General features: G+C 69.1%; 15 protein-coding genes. 13 read left to right on the top strand and 2 right to left on the bottom strand.

Annotation, left to right across the window (positions count from 1 at the left end; all coding sequences use genetic code 11):
- Positions 1-134 precede the first annotated feature (134 nt).
- The 8 genes from ACGFN2_RS12820 to ACGFN2_RS12855 all read left to right on the top strand — a co-directional run bounded on the left by ACGFN2_RS12820 (position 135) and on the right by ACGFN2_RS12855 (position 13,732).
- Positions 135-599 carry a hypothetical protein gene (locus ACGFN2_RS12820; protein WP_362606394.1) on the top strand — a complete coding sequence of 155 codons (465 nt, stop codon included), beginning with the start codon at positions 135-137 and terminating at the stop codon, positions 597-599.
- Positions 600-742: 143 nt separating this feature from the next.
- Positions 743-7,417 carry a toxin glutamine deamidase domain-containing protein gene (locus tag ACGFN2_RS12825; RefSeq protein WP_393359759.1) on the top strand — a complete coding sequence of 2,225 codons (6,675 nt, stop codon included), beginning with the start codon at positions 743-745 and terminating at the stop codon, positions 7,415-7,417.
- A 63-nt stretch (positions 7,418-7,480) separates the two neighbouring features.
- Positions 7,481-9,625, top strand: coding sequence for an SUKH-4 family immunity protein (locus tag ACGFN2_RS12830; RefSeq protein ID WP_393359761.1), 2,145 nt, complete (start codon positions 7,481-7,483; stop codon positions 9,623-9,625).
- 302 nt (positions 9,626-9,927) lie between these two features.
- Positions 9,928-10,050, top strand: coding sequence for a hypothetical protein (locus tag ACGFN2_RS12835; protein ID WP_362606386.1), 123 nt, complete (start codon positions 9,928-9,930; stop codon positions 10,048-10,050).
- 110 nt (positions 10,051-10,160) lie between these two features.
- The gene (locus tag ACGFN2_RS12840; RefSeq protein ID WP_393359763.1) at positions 10,161-10,529 is read left to right on the top strand and encodes a hypothetical protein; all 369 of its coding nucleotides are present in this window, start codon (positions 10,161-10,163) and stop codon (positions 10,527-10,529) included.
- A 226-nt stretch (positions 10,530-10,755) separates the two neighbouring features.
- The gene (locus ACGFN2_RS12845; protein WP_393359765.1) at positions 10,756-12,912 is read left to right on the top strand and encodes an SUKH-4 family immunity protein; all 2,157 of its coding nucleotides are present in this window, start codon (positions 10,756-10,758) and stop codon (positions 12,910-12,912) included.
- A gap of 153 nt (positions 12,913-13,065) precedes the next feature.
- The gene (locus ACGFN2_RS12850; RefSeq protein ID WP_393359767.1) at positions 13,066-13,296 is read left to right on the top strand and encodes a hypothetical protein; all 231 of its coding nucleotides are present in this window, start codon (positions 13,066-13,068) and stop codon (positions 13,294-13,296) included.
- A 109-nt stretch (positions 13,297-13,405) separates the two neighbouring features.
- Positions 13,406-13,732 (top strand): hypothetical protein, encoded by a 327-nt coding sequence (locus tag ACGFN2_RS12855; protein ID WP_393359769.1) that lies wholly within the window; start codon positions 13,406-13,408, stop codon positions 13,730-13,732.
- 44 nt (positions 13,733-13,776) lie between these two features.
- On the opposite strand, the gene aac(6') is transcribed toward ACGFN2_RS12855, so the two are convergent.
- Positions 13,777-14,322, bottom strand: coding sequence for an aminoglycoside 6'-N-acetyltransferase (gene aac(6'), locus ACGFN2_RS12860; protein WP_393359771.1), 546 nt, complete (start codon positions 14,320-14,322; stop codon positions 13,777-13,779).
- A gap of 358 nt (positions 14,323-14,680) precedes the next feature.
- Between aac(6') and ACGFN2_RS12865 the strand changes: the two genes are divergently transcribed.
- The 4 genes from ACGFN2_RS12865 to ACGFN2_RS12880 all read left to right on the top strand — a co-directional run bounded on the left by ACGFN2_RS12865 (position 14,681) and on the right by ACGFN2_RS12880 (position 19,114).
- Positions 14,681-15,940, top strand: coding sequence for an ABC transporter substrate-binding protein (locus ACGFN2_RS12865; protein ID WP_393359773.1), 1,260 nt, complete (start codon positions 14,681-14,683; stop codon positions 15,938-15,940).
- Positions 15,937-16,947: a carbohydrate ABC transporter permease gene (locus ACGFN2_RS12870; protein WP_393359775.1), complete on the top strand. Its 1,011-nt coding sequence runs from the start codon at positions 15,937-15,939 to the stop codon at positions 16,945-16,947. Before ACGFN2_RS12865 ends, ACGFN2_RS12870 begins: the two co-directional genes overlap by 4 nt.
- A gap of 5 nt (positions 16,948-16,952) precedes the next feature.
- Complete coding sequence (locus ACGFN2_RS12875; RefSeq protein WP_362606362.1) at positions 16,953-17,789, top strand: carbohydrate ABC transporter permease; 837 nt, start codon at positions 16,953-16,955, stop codon at positions 17,787-17,789.
- A 377-nt stretch (positions 17,790-18,166) separates the two neighbouring features.
- The gene (locus ACGFN2_RS12880; RefSeq protein WP_393359777.1) at positions 18,167-19,114 is read left to right on the top strand and encodes a TauD/TfdA dioxygenase family protein; all 948 of its coding nucleotides are present in this window, start codon (positions 18,167-18,169) and stop codon (positions 19,112-19,114) included.
- A 117-nt stretch (positions 19,115-19,231) separates the two neighbouring features.
- On the opposite strand, the gene ACGFN2_RS12885 is transcribed toward ACGFN2_RS12880, so the two are convergent.
- On the bottom strand, positions 19,232-20,077 hold the full coding sequence (locus ACGFN2_RS12885) for a winged helix-turn-helix domain-containing protein (protein WP_362606356.1): 846 nt from the start codon (positions 20,075-20,077) through the stop codon (positions 19,232-19,234).
- A gap of 607 nt (positions 20,078-20,684) precedes the next feature.
- Here ACGFN2_RS12885 and ACGFN2_RS12890 point away from each other — a divergent pair.
- Complete coding sequence (locus ACGFN2_RS12890; protein WP_362606354.1) at positions 20,685-20,894, top strand: hypothetical protein; 210 nt, start codon at positions 20,685-20,687, stop codon at positions 20,892-20,894.
- Positions 20,895-21,071 lie beyond the last annotated feature (177 nt).

Consider the following 21,071-nt stretch of genomic DNA (forward strand, 5'->3'; position numbering starts at 1 on the left):
TCGGCGCGGTTGGCGACTACAGGGGGCCTGGCGAAGGGTCAACCACGCCCGTTAAGCTTTGGCCAGAATCTTACGGAGTAACCATTGCGAACGCGGGGGACGTTATGGCAGGCGCCGGCGGTTTCCAGACAGACGTGGAAAGCCTCAAGGCCGAGGGGACGAATTTCGTCAAGCTCAGCGACGACTTCGCCTCCTCCGTCGCGCGGATGATGGACCGCCTGCACGAGCTGAATGCCGGTCCCCCCAGCGATGGCAACGAGAAGCCGCCGCCGGAGAAGTCGCAGGGCGAGCAGTTCCTGAGTGGTCTGCTGACGTTCAACAGCAAGGACGGCGCTCCGCCGTGGGGCGATGACGAACTCGGCGAGAACTTCGGCGTCGTCTATGAGGGTGTGCGGGACGGCATGAACGAGTCGATGGGGCATCTCGTCGCGAAGCTCAAGGAGATCGGCCGGGCGCTGACGTCGATGTCCAAGAACCACGCGGAGAACGAGGACTTCACCGACTCCCTGATGAAGCACCAGGTCAAGAACGACCGGGCGTGGCAGGACCCGACGGTCGACGGCACGGTCCGCACCTCGATCACGCAGGTCAAGCACTAGGGCGTGTCCGCGGTGTCCCGTATGGCTTTGCGGGCCCTCCGGGCAACCGGCGTCGGCCGGTCCCGGATTCCTGACGTAGCGGGCGCGCGTGGGGCGCGTCCGCTACGCACTTGAATGCACTTTTTTCACGGGGGAGTTCCACCTTGTCGCTGAATCCGCCGGATGCCCTTGAATGGGTTCTGGACATGCTCGGCTTCAACTGGCCGCATGCCGACGAAGACAAGATGATGGAGTGCGCGCAGGCCTGGCGGGACTTCGCGGCGGAAGTCGCGGAACACCAGTCGCGCGGCAACACCTACGCGAGCAATGTGCTCGGTGAGAACTCCGGTGATGCCATCGAGGGCTTCAACAAGGCCTGGGAGAAATTCGCGGGAAATTCGGGGTATCTCAACGACGCCGCGCAGGCCGCCGAGGTCATCGCCGCCACCTTCGAGGCCGCGGCCGTGCTGGTCATCGGCATGAAGGTCGCGGTGATCGTCCAGCTGGCGATCCTGGCCGCTGAGATCATCGCGGCGCAGGTGGCGGCGCCGTTCACGCTCGGCCTGTCCGAAATCGGCGGCGCAGCGGCGACATTGGCGACCCGTGAGGTGGTCCGCAGAATCCTCAAGGAGGTCGCCCAGCAGCTGCTTCAGGCGATCATGGAGGCAGCCAAGGAGCCGGTGATCTCCGCGCTCCAGGCCATGGCCTCCGACCTGATCGCCCAGACCGTCAATCAGAACTTCGGCGCCCAGAAGGGCTACGACCTCGGCCGCACCGCCAAGGAAGGCGAAAAGGCCGCCACCGACGCCCTCAAGAACACCGGCGAGACCCTGGGCGAGAGCCTCCGCGACGGCGCCGGCAGCCGCGCCGGCCGTCGCGCCCGCGGCGGCCTGGACAGCGCGGCGGGCCACGGCAGCGAGGACGGCGGCGACTCCTCCGACAGCGGCAGCGACGGCGGCTCCGGCTCCAGCAGTTCGCGCAGCCGGTCGGGGAGCGGCGGCTCGGACAGCGGCTCGGGGAGCAGCGGGTCCGATGGCGGCGGGTCGCGCAGCAGCTCCGGGAGCGGTGGGTCGGACAGCGGGTCCGGCAGTGGGTCCGACGGTGGCTCCGGCGGCAGCGGGTCCGTTGGCGGCGACTCCGGCAGCAACTCGGCGTCGGGTTCGAGCGCTGGGTCCGACGGTGGCGGTTCCGGCAGCACGGCCGGTGACTCCTCCGGCAGCGGCGACCGCGGCGGCTCGGACACCGGCGGCTCCACCAGCCACTCCCCCCGCGCCTCCGACAGTGTGAGCGCGGGTACGGGTACGGACGGCGGCAACGGCTCCGGTACGCACGCCGACTCCGGCTCGGACGCGGGCGCGGGTAACGACCCGGGCCCGGGCGCCTCCTCCGACGGCTCCTCCAGCCGCCCGGAAGCGCAGCCTCTCCCGCCGCAGGACCAGCGCTCCCCCTTCGACGAGGGCTACGCAGGCGGCAACGACAACCCGTACGGGACTTCCCCCACCCCCGACTCCGGCCCCACCCCGGACGGCACCCCCACCCCCGACGCGGACACCTCCCGCCCCGCCCCCGACTCGATCAGCACCCAGCCGGCCCCCGACAACACCCCTGACGGGGCCCGCCCGGACGCGGACAACATCAGCACCCAGCCCGCACAGGACACCACCCCGGACGCCGTACGCCCGAACCCCGCCCCAGCCCCGGACCACGTCACCACCCAGCCCGCTCCGGACAACTCCCCCGACGGCGCGCGCCCCGCCCCGGCCGCGGACACCACCCCGGACGCCGCCCGCCCGGACGCACCCCACGCGAGCGGTCCTTCCCCCGACGCCGCCCAGCCGACTCCGGCCCCGTCACCGACCCCGGACCCCGTGGCCGGCAACCCGCCCTCCACCGGCGACAGTTCCACCGCCTCCCCCGACGGCTACAGCAACAACAACAGCAGCACGGACAGCGGGGACAACTCGACCACCGGCAGTGGCGGCCGCCCCTCGATGCCGCACGCCGGCCCCCCGCCCCAAGGCGCCCCCGTACAGCACTCCCCCTCGTCCGGCCAGCCCATCCAGCAGCGCGACCCCGCCCCCGGCGACCCCATGCCCACGGTGGACGACACCGACGACACCACCGTCACCACCCAGTCCGCGGGCACCGCCACGATGCCCCCACCCACCCAACACACCGCCGACACCGGCACCCCCACCACGCCCACCCCGCCCCAACAGGCCACACAGCCCCACACCCCCCAGGCCAACGGCCCGATGATGACGGGCCCCATCCCACCCCAGCCCGGCCCCACCACCGCCCCACCCCGCAGCACCACCCCGCCCAGCAACAGCACCGGAGGCGGCAACACTTCCCCCCGCCCCAACCGCCGCCCCGACGGCTCCCAGGCCATCCAGGACCACACCCAGCAGCCCACCTCGGACCGCCCCGCCTACAACCCGCGCCTCGACGGACCCCGCCGCGAAGAAACGTCACGGCCCTACAATCCACGCCTGGACGGCCCCCGCCGCGACAACCCCACCACACCCCCCGGCGACAACCGCCGCCCCGACGGCTCCCAGACCGTCCACGACCACACCCAGCAGCCCACCCCCACCCGTTCGGATCGGGCTCAGGCCGAAGCCTCCCAACAGGCCCAGGCTCCCAGCGCGCCGCACCAGAACCAACAGCAGCAGACAACACAGCAGCAACAACCACAGCATCAAGCTCAGCCCACGCTCCATAGCAACACGCCCACCCAGCAGCAGGCGACGCAGCAGCAATCCCCTCAGCAGCACCAGCCGCAAAACAACCAACAGCAACAACACCCTGCACCGCACCAACAGCAGACTCCTGACCAGCAGCCCGAGTCGCAGCACCAGAACCCCAGCCAGCAGCAGCCCACCCCGGAACAGCAGGCACCGGTGGCACAGCCCCCGAACCTGCAGAGCCACACCGACGTACGGATCGGTCTCAACGTCCAGCCGAACGGCCTGTATTCGCCGTTCCCATACGACCAGCAGGCGCTGGAAGCAAGCTTCCCGCGGAACCCGGACGGCACTCCGCGAGCGTTCAACGACCCGTTCCAGCCCTGGGCCCAGCTCCAGAACGACGGTGGTCCCACCGTGCTCGGGCGCTCCAACAACTGCGCCGACTGCACCCGCTCCTTCATGGAGTCCTGGTACGGAAACCCGCAGGTGTCCGCGGTGCGCACGTATGACCCGGACGGCAAGGGCGGCATCGACCGCGCATCCGGGGAACGCGACGGCACCCGGAACATCGAGCAGTACACGGGCGCCACATTCCGTAATTCCGGGCCGAACTCCCAGGACGGCTACAGCCGAATAGCCGATGACCTCCGCGCGGCCGGGCCCGGCGCAGCCGCAGCGGTTCTGGTCACCTGGCCCGACCGGCCCGACGGCAGTTCCGGCGGTGCGCACGTCTTCAACGCGGTCAACCACAACGGCACAGTCGTCTGGGTCGACAGCCAGACCGGCATGGTCAGCGACCAGCCCATCAACACCCAGGCCAAGGGTGTCTGGCACCTGGTCCTGGACGCCAACCGCCAGCCGTTCGACCCCGCCACGGCTCAATCCCAGCCTCAGAACCACCAGCAATCCCAGCCCCAACAGCACGCTCAAGCACAGGCGCACGCCCAGCAACAGGCACAGGCTCAGGCACAACAGCACCAGCAGAGCCAATACGCCCAGCAGCAGCCCAGCCCGTACACCCAGCCACCGCACCAGCAGCCCCCGAACAACAACCCGTACCTGCAGCCGTCCCCGCAGAACCCACCACACCCGGCAGCTCCGGAGGGCGTCAGCGGGTCACCAGCCACACCGGACTCCGCGCGGCCCAACGACAGCGCTCGGCCGGACGCGGGTGACACCGCCCCACGACCTGACACGGAGCCACACCGGACTACCCAAACACCGGACTCCGACGTCCAAGAACCGGCAGAGCCCGGCGCGTCCGTCGACCACAGTGACGACGATGACGCCGACCACTCCTCTCGGCCGGAGGGCACGCCTCAGGACCACGAAGCCGATGCTTCTTCCCCCGATTCGGAGGAGCAGAACGACACCGATACCCCGCCCTCCGGGCAGCCGCCCGCCGACACCGGGGATTACCACCAACCAAGCTTCGAGGGCATCCGCCACGAGCTCCTGGAGGGCGAGGGCGGACTCGTCCTGCCCGACCCCCACGACCAGCAAGCACTCGAGGATGCCGTACCACGCGACGAGGACGGCTACTTCCAGCGGTTCCCCGACCCCTACGGCGACTGGGCAGATCTCCAGAACGACGGCGGCCAGTCCGTACCGGGCCGCGACGACAACTGCGCCGATTGCAGCCGCTCGTACCTGGAGACCTGGTACGGCAACCCACAGGTATCCGCACCTCGCATGCAGGACGGCGACTTCGGCGAGAGAGACGGCGAGGACAACATCCAGCGCTGGCTCGGCGCGGAATTTCAACACGCGGGCGACGATGCCCTGGCGTACTCGCGGGTCGCGGAGGATCTGCGGAACGCCGGACACGGAGCCGCAGCCATCGTCTGGGTCGGGTATGTCGACAGCGATGGAGACCCGTTCTCGTCCCATCTCTTCAACGCGGTCAATTACCACGGCTCTGTCGTCTGGGTGGACACCCAGTCGCGCGAGGTAATGAACCGGCCGATCAACACCGCGGACGTGGGCGAGGTCTGGCACCTCCCCCTGGATGCGGAGGCACAGCCGCTCTATCCTCCGAGCGACTCGGAATCGGAAGCTTCGGAGCCGGGCGCCGAGAGGGACGACGACGCTTCCTACCCGGCTCCTGGGGGCCACCGAGAGCAGGATCTCCCGTCGGACCCGTCGGACCATCACGATGCCGACCCCTCACACGATGTGCCGGCCCCGGCACCCGACAGCCAACCCGAGCCCTCGCATCCGGCCTCGGACTCGCGTCCCCGGACGGAGCCAGGCGGAATCGTCGATCCCGACCCGGAGCACCAGAGGGATCTCGAAAACCGAATCCCCCGTACCCCGGAAGGCACCGTCCAGCGCCATCCGGACCCGAACCAAGGGAACTGGACGGACTTCATCAACCAGCCCGGTGCCGATTCCCCGGGGCGCAGCAACAACTGTGTCGACGTGGCCCTGTCCACCGCTGACACCTATGCAGGCGCACCTTCCGCGGCCGGGGCTCGTACACCTGACTTCACTGCTGATGGTGTCGCGTCCGACCGCGGTGAAACCGGCGGCCGCGACCGCATGGAGAACTCCCTCGGAGCGCGCTTCACGGACTTCGGCAACGGCCGCCAGGCCTTCCAGGGCATCGAGAACGCTCTTCGCCAGTCCGGGCACGGCTCCCAGGCCGTCATCGTGACCCAGCACTCCGACGGCCGTGCTCACGCCTGGAATGTGGTCAACCACAACGGCAAAATCACCTACATCGACGCCCAGACGGGCCGCCGCAGCGACAAGCCCCTGCACAGCGGCGAACACGGCGTCTTCGCCGTACCCCTGGACAGCAACCGCAAGCCTCTCCAGCTTGCCCCCTCTGCCGGCACCAGTGAACAGCACAACCGGCACAGCTCTTCTTCGGCACAGACGGGGCGCCGTCCGTCGGAGAATCCTGCCGGCACCGACGAGGGCTCACCCGAGCAGGACGGACAGGTCCAGCCCAAGAGCAAGTACCGAGAGCCCGGCATGCCGGACGGGCAACCGATCAATCACCTACCGGAGAATGTCCGGGTGCTGCCCGATGAGGGGCAGCAACTGCTGCGGGACAATCTCGACGTCTACGAAACGGATATGCAGGCTGTCTACGACAGCGTGCGCGACTGGGTCGATGACGGAAGTATCGAAGCGCTCATCCAGCACCTGACCCCTGATGAGGCCGAGTCGCCGTCGGAGGAGGGCGACTCCACCCCGGAGGACGGAGCCGCCGAAGGTGCCTCGAAGAAGCCTCCGCGCTTCACCCTGACGTCGGAGGAACTCGGACAAAGGCTCGACGGCTTTGCGGACATGGACGCCGGGCAGCGCGGAGCGGTGGTATCGATCATCGCCCGTCTGAGCCTCTCCTTTCATGAGAGCCATGCCGTCGGCGTCTCCCCGTACCCCGTCGAACGGCCGTACAAGTGGGAAGATAATCCTCAACGCCCGGCTCCGCTTCGGCGTGATGCGCGGCGTCAGACCAACGATGCGAAATCCGCGGAAGAAGAAGACTCTCGCGGCGTGAAGCAGCACCGCAAGGCAAACTTCTTGGAGGCAAAGGACTTCGCAGGAAATGTGCGCAAGCATCTTCTCGCGGAACTCGTGGATGCCGGTCGACCGGCATCGGACCTCAAGAGCGCGTCCGAAGGCGACGGTGCCAGCAACACTCGACCGGACTTCAGCGGTCGCAATTATGCGGTGATTGAGGTGTACGATCCGCAATCCGAGAAGACGAATTACATCGTCGACAGCTCCATTCCGCCTGGCGAAAAGGGCGTCAGTACCGCGCACTCCGAACCTCACCTGGTCGGCTACGTGAAGCGGCTGAATGAGGCACGGGGCACCGACACGAGTCAGCACATACAGATACGCGCCATGTTCACGGAGCGAGAACCCTGCGGAACGGTGAAGGGCGCGGGCCACGCCGAGTGCTCCCCTTACCTGGTACAGCACTCCGACGGGACCACCGTGCACTACGCCACGACCTATCGAAGTGGCCAGTGGGTGGCAGATCCGGATCCGAACGGAATCCAGACCCGGACCAAGGCTCAAATCAAGGCAATGGTTGACGCCGAATTCCAGGGTCACCTCAACGAAGTCGGCGAAATCTGGCTTTCATTGCGCGACGCTCAGCGAAAGAACGGCACAGGAACGGACGACTGACAGGGAGATGCACTGACCCCGGTTCCAATGACACGCAAATTCCTCGTCTAGTAGGGTACGCCCATGACCGATGCACACGATGCGGAACTCCACGCCTCCGCCACTCGACTTCTGAATGGCTTGACGGCATCGGGCCGTGCCGGTGGCGTCTTCTCCGTGGCCGGCCCTCCTGCTGTCGGGAAGAGCCGCACACTGGAACTGGTCCGTCAACAAATGTCCGAAGCGGCACTTATCGATTGTGTCGGGCTCCGCGCCGATGAAGTGATCCTTCAGGTGTTGGATGTGTGCGGGGTTCAGCGTCCGCATTCAGTCGCCAAAGAGGACCTTGACGCGCTCGTGAAGCGCATCCGCGGCGATCACACCGTGCTGCTGGCCAACGTGCAATGGGCAGGCACGCTGCGTACCACGGATGAGCCAGGGCGTATCAAGCGCGCGGCTTTCCGGATGGGCAGGGCGAAGCGGTCTCGCCTCCGGCTGGCGCTGGAGACCGCCGAACCGGAGTCGGCGCAGGCCGATGCGCCGCCCCCTCTCATCCGCCTGGGAACCGGGAGCCAGTTCTTCAGCGACCCTGAAGAACTGGCTCCCGAGATCCACGCCCTCGCCCTGGCGGAGTACCCCGTGGTACCCGTCGCCGCATGGAGCGTCCTGTGCGACAGCATGGGCCTGATCACCGCGCCCGCAGACCTTCAGAGATTCCCTGATCGATATCCCGGTCTGCTGAAGTGGGTGCCGAATGACGCGATTACCGGTCCAGGTGTGGCTTTCACCCACGAAGGGATTGCTCACGCACTGCGCCGCTCCTACCAGGCGGACACGGGCCAAGCGCACCTGACGGTCCGGCAGCTGCTGAGTGAGCAGCTCATAGCTCACACACATCCGGACGGCTGGGCGAATGGCGACCCACTGGCTCGATACGCGGCTCACGGTCTGGCTGCACATGCCGCAGCCTCCGGCAGTCTGCAGGAAGTGCTGGAGGACCGGAGGGTACTTGCCCTCCTGGAGCCAAGTGCGGTCATGGAGGCGTATCGTGCCGCCTTCGGCCGGGACATCCCGCCGGACACCATGGCCGCGAGCCTGCGGTATGGGGAGCTGTCCGGTATGGAACCCATGCGCCAAGGCGAGTGGGCTGCCTGGCTACACCATTTCGCCGTCTCCCATGGAGACCAGGAGGCTGCGGACGCGGTGCTGGCCTCCGAAGTAACTCTGGAATGGCGGACGTTGTGGTCGGACCTGCGTCCGGCCGGCGCTTTCCTCGAAGAGAGCCTCTCGCGCCGCCCGACCGGAATCACCCGCCTCATCGCCACCGAGCACATGGCTGCCGCGACCAACGAATTGCGCGGAACATCGTGGGCGTGGGAACTCCGCTCAGGCCGGCCACACGAGTCGGCCGAGACGAGCGACCAGGCCGCGGAAGCACGACGCATGGTCAATACGTCACACGGCTGGCGCCCGGCCCCTGATGAATCCCAGGGTATGTTCATTCCCCGCTGCCCCAGGGACATTCGCGCCGCAGCACGGATCGGAAACCTCGCCGTGTTGGGTGGAGACCGCGGAGTTTTCGCCGTGGAAATCCTCGAAAGGGAACCAGAGCACGAAGCGCCGCCCTGGCATGGCGTGCCCTTGCTGGATGCGTACGAGCGCGGAGTGGCTGCACGCCCACTCCCCGAAGCCCTCCGGGAGCCCTCAGCCGCACAACTGGCCGAGGTGTTCGGGAACGATTCGGTGTTCCGGCCGGCGGAGTCGGACATACCCGAAACCCTGCGTGGCACGGAAGCCGCTCAGTGGCTCGTCGAGCACGGCCTGCCCACGGTGGAGCTTCTTACCCTGAACACACGCGGTCTGTGCACCCAGGGACTTCGAGAGATCCCACCGCCGGATGAGCTGCAGGATTCGTCGAACCAGCGCTCCGGTCCCTACTTCGCGGTGGGAGAACTCCTCGGCGGCGACGTGGTCCTGGACGGTGGCACCGGCCAGGTGCTGTGCACGTCCGACGCCGTGGAAGACCACCTGGCGGGCAGCAGCCTGCGGCAGTTCGTCACCATGTTCCATCTGGTGGGGCGATATCACCTCCTGCTCTCCGAGTCGCTCACCGTGGACAAGCTCGAGGCGGATGCGGAGCTGCAGTCGTGGGTCAGCGAGATCGACCCTGTGACCGCCTCGGGAGAGATCTGGGACACCTTGCTCAATGACCCGGAAATCGAGCCGTAGATCTCCCCTCCTTCCTGGCGCTGCCTCCCCGCCCAGCACGGCACGACTTGAACACAGCGAGGAAACACATGACAGAGCCCAGTTCTTCGACACCCGATCGCCCACTGCCGACAAGCGCGGAGGAAGCCCTGGAAATCGCTCGCAGGGAATACTCCCCGGTTTGGCCGGATGGGACCCCGGCCCCTCTCAAGGTCCTCGAGTTCGACATTGGATACCTCGTCTATCCGAAGCTCCCGCCTCACCCGCGAACGACACCGACCGGGGAGCGCCGCCCCCCGAGGAACCCCGGCGGCACCTGCGTCGTGGTCGCCAAGGACACCGGTGAAGTCAGCAGCGTCTCCCTGCGGCCCCCGTCGGACGCCATCGCGTTGTACCGCAAGTTCTACCGGCCGGACACGCTGGAGAGCGGTACAGGAGAGCAGTGACGGCACGGGTTCACCGGCCGACTGCTGCCGCCCGGACGTGAACCGGTCGGCTCACCACGGCGTGAGTTGGGTTGACGCCCCTCCACCGGATCAGCAACGAGAGTCACACGATGACCGAGTTCAACCAGCCGGGCAGCACCCGCGGCTTGCCGCCCACGCCGCCCCCGATCCGTCCCCAGCTCGGGCCGGAGCCCCTGCCGACGACTGAGGCGGAGGCCCTGGCGATCGGCAAAAAGCACTTTCCCGAGATCGGCTCACCCGGTGGACCGACCTCGCGGTACGTGCATGAATTCGACATCGGCTACCTCATCCATGCGGGCTGGCCGGCGAACGAGGACTCCACTGGCCGCCCCTCGGCTCCGGGAGGAAGCAACATCGTCATCTCCAAGATCGACGGCGAGGTGTCAAGCGTGCCCAACTTCCCCGAGGAGAAGGCGGTGGCGATTTATCGCAGGGCGTACCGCCCGGACAGCTCCTGAGCGGCCGCTGACGTTCAACAGCAAGGACAGCGCTCCGCCATGGGGCGATGAGGAACTCGGCGAGAACTTCCAGCAGGGAGTTGGCCACGCACCGACAGGCAGACACCGTGCCCAGAGCGATTCCAGCGATTTGAGCGATTCAACGGAGGCCCAAACCCTCGTGTCGACGTCCGCCGCCGAAGCAGTGACCGCTCTTCTCGACTGGTGGAGGCACGGCACTCAGCGCGTGGCAGAGGTGACCGGCCCGCCGGCCTGCGGCCGCACGCAGGTGCTGACAGAGGTCGCTGCCGCGGTGCCTGGGGCGGTATCCGTGGATGCCACCGATCTGACCGCCGAGGAGATCATCGACCGCATCCTGACTTCCGCCGGTGTTGAACTGCCCTTGGAGCGGCGTGCCGGATGGGCCGACGCCTTGGCGGGGTCCGCGGTGCGCGAGGGTCTGGTCGTCCTCACCAACGTCCAGCGCGCGGGCCGCACCCGCCGGTCTCCACAGCCCGGCCGGATCGTCCGGCACCTGGCCTCCGATGTGGCCGTGGGGGCGCGCACGAAGGTCCTCGTCGAAAGGGCCCAGCCCGACGACAGGTTGGCGCACGACCGCCTGGTCATCGCGCTCGCCGCACCGCCGTCCGGGGCCGCCGCGCCCGCCCCTCTGCCGGACGGCCGGGGTGCGGACGTGGGTGCGGACGCCGGTGCGGACGCCGGTGTGGACGCCGGTGTGGACGCCGGTGTGGACGTTACGGAGAGCACGGCACTACGCGCCCTCGCCCTGGCGGAAGTCCGGCGCACGCCCCTCGCCGTATGGGAGGAGCTGACGCGAGCTCTCGGTACATACGAGGGGCAGGAAGCCGACACGGCAGGCATGTGTGAGCGCTGGGCACACCTCCTCACCCTGGCCGATGACGGCACGGTCTCGTTCCGCGACGAGCGCGTCGCCCAGGCACTCCGCAGCGCCATCCCGGCCGACGCGCGCACAGCGGTGAACCGCCGGATCGTCGAGTGGTTGAGGAACTGGGCAGCCGGACGGCTCGCCCCGCAGGGCTGGGCATCGACGAACCCCATCGGCCGGTACGCGGCCCATGGACTGGCGATGCATGCCGTCCAAGCCGGCGTGTTCGACGAGGTGCAGCGGGACGGACGGCTGGTGGCCCACCTCGATCAGGTGGCCCTCATCGACGCCGCGCACAGCCACGATCCGGATGAGATCGATGCGGACTCTCCCGCCGCCGACGCCACCAACCTCTGGCTGAGCGGCGTCGATACCCTCCCGCCGGGCGAATGGGCCTCGTGGCTGCACCTCATGAGTACCGTCCGCGGCGACGCGGAGACCGCTGCCGCGATCGAGCGATCAGGCGTGACACTAGCCTGGCGGGTGCGCTGGGCACACTGGCGGCCGCCGGGCGGGGTGAGCGCCTCGTACGTACAGCCTGGGCCGCTCACACAGCTGGCGGCCCTCCCGGATGGTGCATGGCCGGACCGGACTGCCGTAACGGCCAGGGGGCTGTGGGACGAACGGTTCCGGGTCTGGGATGCGGAGTCGGGCGAAAACCTCGCCGGCCCCTGGAGCAACGAGGTACCGACAGCCGGGCAGAAGGAGCCGCTCTGGCATCCGGACAAGGACAGCGCGGTCACGCCCGATTGGGCCGATCTACTCGAATATGTGGAGGAGCCGGCCTTCCTCACCGGACAACTCCCCCTCGGGAACGTCTCCGTGGTGGCCGGATCGGGCGGGGTGTTCGCCGTTGAGCCGACGGTGCCTGACGCCTTCCAGGGCCTCCATCCGGTACACGGCGAGCCCATGTTCGAGGACGCCGGATATCTCTGCGCTGTCAGTAAGAGGGCCCCAAGCAACAGCGGCCCCTACTGGGCCGGACTCTTCGAGCCGCAGGCCGTACGACGCCGCACCCCTGCATCGCTCCCCGACGGCCTGACGAACACAGAGGCTCGCGATGTCCTCCAGGAGGTAGGGCTTCCCGCATTCGAAGGCGCGGCAATGGGCCTGCTACCACTGGACGTGGAGCCCGCACTCACGCCCCTGGGCACGAGCGACGACGACGCTTCGGCCTGGGAGCCGCCGGGGCCCTACTTCCGGATCGGCCTGTGGAGGGGACAGGACATTGCCGTCCACGGCGCCAGCGGCCAGGTCCACCTGCTGCCGGAAGACCCTTCCGAGGAGGACGAAGGCAGCATTCTGATCGCCGACGGCCTCCGCACCTTCATCGACCTGCTCCGGACCTATCTCACGGGCCGGTGCATGCTCGCGACGGCGGCTGGCCGGGTCGAGTTGGAGGCGCTCAGAGAGGACCTGGAGATCACGTTGTCGAGCATCGACGAACCCGGCACGGATTCGGGTGCCTGGAGCGTTGACCTTGAAGAGGACTACTGACCGGGACGATGAGGTAACCACATGACGCCATCCAGTCCCCCAGGCCCTGGACACCCCGACCGGCCGGTGCCGACCAGCGCCGAGGAAGCCGTTGAGATTGCCCGCACGCAGTACTCTCCCGTTTGGCCAGACGGCACTCCCGCCCCGCTCAGGGTGAGCGAGTTCGACATCGGCTACGTCGTCTACGCCGAACTCCCGCCCCACCCGAAGACCACCCCGACGGGAGCACGCAATCGGCCCAGGAGCCCCGGAGGTTCCTGCGTCGTGGTCACCAAAGACACCGGCGAGATCTGCCGCGTCCCGCACCGGCCACTCCCCGACTCGATCGCCCTTTTCCGCAAGTTCTACCGACCGGACACGCTCTCGACCCGCATCTGTCCGTAGGCTCTTTCCGGGCAGCGCTTCGACGCGCCCCGACAAGCGATCTCAGCGGAGACAGCCGTCGCCCTCCACCGGCAGCAGCGTCAGGCCCCCGCACAGGAGGCACGGCATCATGGCACGGAGCGATCCCAGCAATGGCAGCAATGGCAGCGGTTCACCGGAGCCGCGGAATGCCGTTCCGAAGGCCGCCGACGAGGCGCTGACAGCGGCCCGGGCTCATTTTCGCCCCCGTTGTCACGACGGCACCCCCGCAGCCGTACACGTCCGGGAATTCGATAGCGGGTACCTCATCTACGCCACATATCCGCCCACCGAGCCCCGTTCGTTCGGTGGCAGCCACCTCGTCATCTCCAAAACCGACGGCGCACTGACCTTCGTGCCCAACTTCCCCCCGGATTCGGCGATCGCCCACTACCGCAAGCGCCGCCGCAGCCCTTGAGGCATTGCCCTCCGGGTGGCCTGCGTCACCGTCGAATACCCCTTTCAGGTCAGCTCGTCCGCCAGCAGATCCATCAGCAGCCCGTCCGTCCAGCCCCCTGTCCGGTAGTCGCGCCCGTAAGCCCGCATGATTCCGACGGGTTTGAAGCCGACCTTGCGGTAGCTGTGGACGGCGGCGGTGTTGGCGGCGGCCGGGTCGATGGTCAGGCGGTGATGGCCGCGTTCGTGGATCAGCCAATGGGCGAGGGTGCGGACGGCGTCGGTGCCGAGGCCTTTTCCGTGGCGGCCGGCCGTGAGGAAGATGTCGATGGTGGCGTGCCGGAATTCGGGGTCGGTCTCCTCGGAGAACTGGATCGCCCCGATGACCTCGTGGTCGACGAGAATGGCGAGCATGTCGTGGTAGTCGTCGGGCACCGACCACCATGCCGCGACCTCCGGTTCCCGGACGATGCGGTCGAGTGTGGGGGTGTCCGCTTCCGTCGTCGGCCGTAGTACGACCGCGGCTCCGCGCAGTTCCGTTGGAGCGCCACGCGATTCACCTGTCGCGCCGCCCAGTTGCTGTCGTCGGTCGTCGCCAATGTCCGAGTTCATCTCCGTATTGTGCTGCGCGGGCAGGCTTGGGCCGTCGGCCATGGCATGCATTCGGTCACGATGGCCATTTCCAAAGAGAACCTGGAAGTCGCCCGGACGCGGCACCGGCCCGTGTGGCCCGATGGGGCACCGGCCCCGTTGCGGGTGCGCGAGTTCGCTGTCGGTTGTCTCGGGTACGCGGAGCCGGCGCCGCTCAGGAAGGGCCTACCCGAGCAGCCTGATCAGGTCCCCGGCCCGGCCCCCGGCACCGGCTTTATCCACAGGCAATGCGCCCCTCACGCGCATGCGGCAAAGTGGTCTGTCGCACCGTCGGTGATCGACCATCACCGGGACGTGACGAGGCAGGGGGCGACGGGCCATGACGGAGTTCGGCAGGCGGAGGCTGTTGGCGGCCGGTGGTGGGGTTGCGCTGGCCGCGGGGCTGGCGACGGCGTGTGGTTCCAACACCGGGCGGGGCGGCGGGGGTTCGGGGCCGGAGATCAGACAGTGGTACCACCAGTACGGGGAGCCGGGGACCGAGCGGGCCGTGAAGCGGTATGCGGCCGCGTACGGGAAGGCGCAGGTCTCGGTGCAGTGGCGGCCGGGTGATTACGACCGGCAGACGGCGGCGGCGCTGCTCACCGATTCCGGGCCGGATGTCTTCGAGGTCAACGGGCCGCTGCTGGAGCAGATCCAGGGCGGGCAGGTGGCCGATCTGACCGAGGTCGTCGAGCCGGTCAAGGACGACTTCCACCAGGCCGCGCTGGCGCCGAAGATCTGGCAGGACAGGATCTGGGGCATCCCGCAGGTCGTGGACATGCAGCTGCTCTACTACCGCAAGAGCCTGCTGCGGGAGGCCGGGGTGCAGCCGCCGCAGACGCTCGACGAGCTGGTGGACGGGGCGAGGAAGCTCAGCGGCAAGAAGACCAAGGGGCTGTTCCTGGGGAATGACGGCGGGGTCGGGGTCCTCGGTGGGACGCCGTTGTTCGCCGCCGGGCTGAGTCTGATCACCGAGGACGGTAAGGCCGGGTTCGACGATCCGGCGGCGGCGCGGACGCTCGGGAAGATCCGCCAGCTGTATGCCGACAAGTCGCTGCTGCTCGGCGCCCCCACGGACTGGTCCGATCCGGCCGCGTTCATGCAGGGGCTGACCGCGATGCAGTGGTCGGGGCTGTGGGCGATGCCGCAGATCAAGAAGGCCCTGGGGGACGACTTCGGGGTACTGCCCTTCCCCAAGGACGGGAGCGGCGGGAAGCCTTCCGTCCAGGTGGGTGCCTATGGCTCCGCGGTCAGTGCGCGGAGCAAACGCAAGGCGGAGGCCAAGGCCTTCGCGAAGTGGCTGTGGGTGGACCGCACCGACTACCAGCAGGACTTCGCGCTGTCCTACGGCTTCCATATCCCGGCCCGGATCTCGCTGGCCAAGAAGGCCGAGCAGCTGCGCCAGGGACCAGCGGCGGACGCGGTCCGGCTCTCGACCGAGTACGGCTATGCCGAGCCGCTGTTGTGGACGACCGCGGACCGTACCGCCTACCAGGACGCGCTGAGCCGGATCATCAAGGACGGCGCCAACCCGGAGAGTGAGCTGAAGACCGTGGTGCGCAAGGTCAATTCCGAGCTTCAGCGGATCAAGAAGACATGACGGTGGGAGGGAGCGGAGGGACGGTCGCAGAGCATCCGCCACCGTCCCGGCCCCCGGCGGTGCCGGATGCCGGGCGACGGCGCCCGCTCGGCGCCCGGCTGCTCGGGCCGCAGCGGCGGAATCTGTGGTTCTGGGCCTTCGTCGGGCCGTTCGCCGTCGGGCTGGGGCTGTTCACCTATGTGCCGTTGGCGTGGAGCGTCTACCTGAGCTTCTTCGACGCGCACAACACGGTGAGCCCGTCCGGCGCGGACTTCGTCGGACTGGGCAACTACACGGCGATGGTGACCAACGAGGCATTCCTCGGCAGCCTCGGCACCTTCGCGGTGTTCACCGCCTTCATCGTGCCGGCCACCTACGTCCTCTCGCTGGCGCTGGCGCTGATGGTCAACCGGCTGCGGTTCGCCCAGGCGTTCTTCCGGTCGGTGTTCTTCCTGCCGACGGCCTGCTCGTATGTGGTCGCGGCGGTGATCTGGAAGCTGTCGATCTTCAACGGGGTGCGGTTCGGGCTGGCCAACACCGTGCTGGGGTGGTTCGGGGCGGACCAGACCGCCTGGCTGTCGACGACCGATCCGCCCTGGTACTGGCTGGTCATCGTGACCGTACGGCTGTGGCTGCAGGCCGGGTTCTACATGATCCTCTTCCTGGCCGGGCTGCAGCGGATCTCCCCGCAGCTGTACGAGGCGGCGGCGGTGGACGGGGCGCGTCCCGGCTGGCAGACCTTCCGGCACCTCACCTTCCCGCAGCTGCGTGCCACGTCGGTGGCGGTGGTGCTGCTGCTGGTGATCAACGCGTTCCAGGCGTTCGACGAGTTCTACAACCTGCTGAGCGATGCGCGCGGCTATCCGCCGTACGCCCGGCCGCCGTTGGTCTACCTCTACTACACGGCGCTCGGCCGGGATCAGAACCTCGGACTGGGCAGTGCGGGCGCGGTGATCCTGGCGCTGATCATCGCGGTGGCGACGGTGGTGCAGGCCCGCTGGTTCGGCCTCGGGCGCAAGGAGGAGTGAGCGGGATGGACGACGCACTGACGAGGGCCGGGCGGGCGCTGCGGTGGGTGCTGGTGGTCGCGCTGGCGCTGCTGTTCCTGGTGCCGTTCTATTTGCTGGTGCGGAACGGGCTGGCCACCGAGCAGGACATCACCGCGCCCGACTGGACGTTCTTCCCGCGGGTGCTGCGGTGGTCGAACCTGACCGAGGTCTTCCAGGACCCGAATCTGCCGCTGGGGCGGGCGCTGCTCAACTCCACGCTGATCGCGGTGTCGACGACGGCCGGCACGGTGCTGCTGGCCTCGCTCGCGGGCTACGGCCTGGCCCGTATCCCGTACCGGCACGCCAACCTGGTCTTCTACGCGATCCTGGGGACGCTGATGGTCCCGGCGGCCGTGACGTTCGTGCCGAGCTTCGTGCTGGTGTCGACGCTCGGGTGGATATCCACCCTGCGCGGGCTGGTCATTCCGACGCTGTTCAGCGCGTTCGCCTGCTTCGTCTTCCGGCAGTACTTCCTGGGCTTCCCCCGGGAGCTGGAGGACGCGGCACGGGTCGACGGGCTCGGCTACTGGCGGACGTACTGGCGCATCGTGGTGCCCAACACCCGGCCGGTCTTCGCCGCCGTCGGGACGATCGTCTTCATCGGCGCCTGGAACGCGTTCCTGTGGCCGCTGGTGATCGGGCAGGACCAGGAGGCCTGGACGGTGCAGGTGGCGCTGTCGACGTTCACCACCGCGCAGAACCTCAATCTGCACGAGCTGTTCGTGGCCGCGGCGGTCTCGATCGCCCCTCTGGTGGTGGTGTTCCTGTTGCTGCAGCGGTACATCGTCGCGGGGGTGGAGCGCAGCGGGATCGACGACTGACGCATTGAGGACACCCGGCCGAGGGGGTACGGTGCGTGGCATGAGCACGCACCTGGATGTCCGTGAGGCGGCACCGCGCGACCGCGGTCCCCACGGTGTGTGCGCGCCCCGCGGCCTGAGCTTTCTGCGCCGCCGCGGCCGGGTGGGCTCTCCCCCGGCCGGCTGTTCCTGTCGCGCCTGAGGGCTCCGCGCACTGACGCCCCGGCGGGCAGGCCCGGCAGGCCACGGCCGGCCCGCTCCGGTGTCCCGGCGCACCCCACGGCCACGCCCGCCCCGGCATCCCCGCACCCCGGCGTCCCGACACCCGTCCGCGCCACCCCGCCGGCCACGGCTCCCCCTCCCCCTCCCACCCCCTTCTCGCGTTCCAGGAGGACCAGTTGACGACCCTCGCCGATTCCGCGGCTCCCCGGACCCCCGCCCTGCGCCCCCACCGCATCCCCGCCGACGGGCTGTACGAAGGGCCCCGGTTGCTGCGCCGGACCCCCGGCGGATGGGACGACCGGCCCTACGAACGCTTCGAGGTCGTGCCGCAGGCGGCCACCATCGGGGCCGAAATCCGCGGGCTGGACCTGTCCCGGCCACTGTCCGGGGAGCTGCGTACGGAGCTGAACCGGGCCCTGCTGGAGTGGAAGGTGCTGTTCTTCCGAGGTCAGCGGCTGAGCTCCCGGGCGCAGCGGGAATTCGCCGGGAATTGGGGCGAGCTGGAGACCAATCCGCTGCTGGCGCGGGGTGATTCGAAGGATGTGGTGCGGTTCGACAAGGCCGCCGGCGGGGCCGCGACGTTCGAGAATGTATGGCACACGGATGTGACGTTCCGGGAACGTCCGGCCATGGGCGCGGTGTTGCAGCTGCGGGAGGTGCCGCCGGCGGGCGGGGACACCCTGTGGGCCGATATGGCGGCGGCATACGACAATTTGCCTCCGGAAATCCGGGCGCGGATCAATGAGGCGTGGGCGGTGCACGACTATCTCCCGGGCTTCGCGCGCTTCTACTCCCCGGCACAACTGGCGCCATTCCAGGAGGAGTTCCCTCCGGTCGAGCATCCGGTGGTGCGCCGGCACCCGGAGACGGGGCGGCGGATGCTGTTCGTCAACGCGTCCTTCACCACCCGCATCGTGGGGCTCGGCCAGGCGGAGAGCGACCGGCTGCTGCGGCTGCTGTTCCAGCAGGCGCAGGTCCCGGAGTTCCAGGTCCGCTGGCGCTGGCAGGCGGGGGACCTCGCGTTCTGGGACAACCGCGCCACCCAGCACTACGCGGTGAACGACTACGGGACGCGGCGCCGGGTCGCCGAACGGGTCGCCATCGCGGGCGACCGGCCGTACTGACCGAACCGCCGGTGCCGCCGGGAGCCCGGCCGTCCCCCGCGCCCCCGGCGGGCGGCCGAGCGCAGCGGGCACCCGGCGCGACGCCCCCGGTACACCCGCCGCCGTCCCCGGCGCTCCTCATCGGAGCCGCTCGTACGCCGCCTCCTCCGCCGGGCGCGCGCCGCGCAGCAGGGCCGCGCCCAGCGGGGTGAGGGTGTGCAGCACCGCGTTGCCCTGCCGCAGGGTGAGCAGCAGCCCGGCGTCGCGGAGCACCGTCGCGTGCTGGCTGGCGGAGGCCAGCGAGACATCGGCACGGCGGGCGAGTTCACTGGTGGTGCAGCCGACGCCGATCCGCTGGAGTATCGCGGAGCGGGTCTGGCCGACCAGCCGGCCCAACGAGCGCTCCGGCGGGATCTGGGGCGTGAGCCGGGGCGCGGGGTGCTCCACGGGATAGACCAGGACAGGCGTCAGATCCGGGTTGTGGAAGGTGACGGGGGTGCGGCGGCAGAAGTACGACGGCAGCAGCAACAGCCCCCGGCCGTTGAGGTGGAGATCGCGGTCCACGGGATAGTCGGCCTCCAGGACCGGCGGGCACCAGCGCATCATCGGCGACAGCGAGGCGAGCAGCTGGTCCGCGCCGCCGTCCAGCAGCGCCCGGCCGCGGGCCGCCCGGTCCGCCTCTATGCGGCCCTGGACGCGCGGCCAGTACGGGGCGACGGCCGCCTCGTAGTAGCGCTGGAGTATCCCGGCGAGCCGGCCGAGCGCCCGGGTGTCGCCGTCGGCCATCGCCCGTATCCACGACGGGAGCGGGCGGGCGGCCGTGGAGAGCCGGGCCAGCTCGGCGCGCAGCCGGCCGGCCGGTGTCTCCCGCAGGGCGGCGAGCGCGTCGGTCATCCCGAGGAGCCCTTCGGCGGGCGTCAGGAAATCGGGAAAATAGCCGCGGGTGGGCACCAGCGGTGCCAGCAGCCGCGCTTCGCCATTCAACCTTCCCCGTGTTTCCGATCGCCATTTGCCGAACGCCGAATCGTCCCGCCTGTCACGCAGCCGGTGAAAGCTTAAGACGGTCTCCCACAGTGCGTCCGGGCGTGCCGCAATGCGCACACGGGCCAGATCGAGTCCACTGAAATGGACGCGTAACACCGAACCCCCACCCCTGGTTTCCTCAGTCGGCCCCCGGCACGCCTGAGTATGCACGCCAACACGCGCGGTCACCATGCCCTTTTGGCCAGACTTGAAAGTGGTCGCGCCACCAGGGGGCCGGAAGGAATGCTGTACTCAATTCAACGGCGGCACGAACGGCCCGGGTTGCTCGATCCCGTGGGGGGTGATGGGCAAGGAACCGGCCGCTCGGCAGCCCCGCTGAAGGCCGCCTTCCCGCGCCGACCGGGGTGGCGGCAGCTCCCGAGGGGGGAGTCCGGAGAAAGCGAGGGCGGCACCTCCGCACAGGTGCCGCTCTCGTCGGACCGGCCGTGCGCGCGAGGGCATGGCCCCGCCCGCCTCACGGGCATCGCCCCGCACGCCCACAAGGGCACCGCCCCGCAGCCCCTTCCCACCGGATGCACCAACGGGGACACGGGGGCAGGCTGGAGGCATGGCCGAGCACCCGCCCGTCATCGTGCATCCGCCGTCGCCCACCGGCGGCCGGCGCATCACGATCGAGGGCGAGATCCTCGGCCTCGCGTACAGCAGCGTCGACCTTCTGGAGTTCCTGCGCCGGGCCGGTCTGGACACCGACGTGGTCTCGCTCGACGACCACGACCTGATCGAATGGCGGGGCGGCGGCCACAACGTCTGGATGTGACGGCCCCGGGTGAACCGCGCCCCGGCCCCCGGTACGGGGCGGCGCTTGGCCGGCACGGGAGCCGGAGGCCACGGGAACCGAAGCGAGGGCGGCACCTCCGCACAGGTGCCGCCCTCGTCGGGGTGCCGGAGCCGGCGGTCAGGCGGCTGAGGGTGAGGTTGCCTTCGCGCCGGCTCC

The sequence above is a fragment of the Streptomyces sp. NPDC048612 genome (genome assembly GCF_043199295.1).
Lineage (GTDB): Bacteria > Actinomycetota > Actinomycetes > Streptomycetales > Streptomycetaceae > Streptomyces.

Bases quoted from the DNA above. Each gene is read 5' to 3' on its own strand.
- ACGFN2_RS12830 (WP_393359761.1), top strand. From the start codon at position 7,481: ATGACCGATGCACACGATGCGGAACTCCACGCCTCCGCCACTCGACTT.
- ACGFN2_RS12840 (WP_393359763.1), top strand. From the start codon at position 10,161: ATGACCGAGTTCAACCAGCCGGGCAGCACCCGCGGCTTGCCGCCCACG.
- ACGFN2_RS12855 (WP_393359769.1), top strand. From the start codon at position 13,406: ATGGCACGGAGCGATCCCAGCAATGGCAGCAATGGCAGCGGTTCACCG.
- ACGFN2_RS12865 (WP_393359773.1), top strand. From the start codon at position 14,681: ATGACGGAGTTCGGCAGGCGGAGGCTGTTGGCGGCCGGTGGTGGGGTT.
- ACGFN2_RS12870 (WP_393359775.1), top strand. From the start codon at position 15,937: ATGACGGTGGGAGGGAGCGGAGGGACGGTCGCAGAGCATCCGCCACCG.
- ACGFN2_RS12875 (WP_362606362.1), top strand. From the start codon at position 16,953: ATGGACGACGCACTGACGAGGGCCGGGCGGGCGCTGCGGTGGGTGCTG.
- ACGFN2_RS12890 (WP_362606354.1), top strand. From the start codon at position 20,685: ATGGCCGAGCACCCGCCCGTCATCGTGCATCCGCCGTCGCCCACCGGC.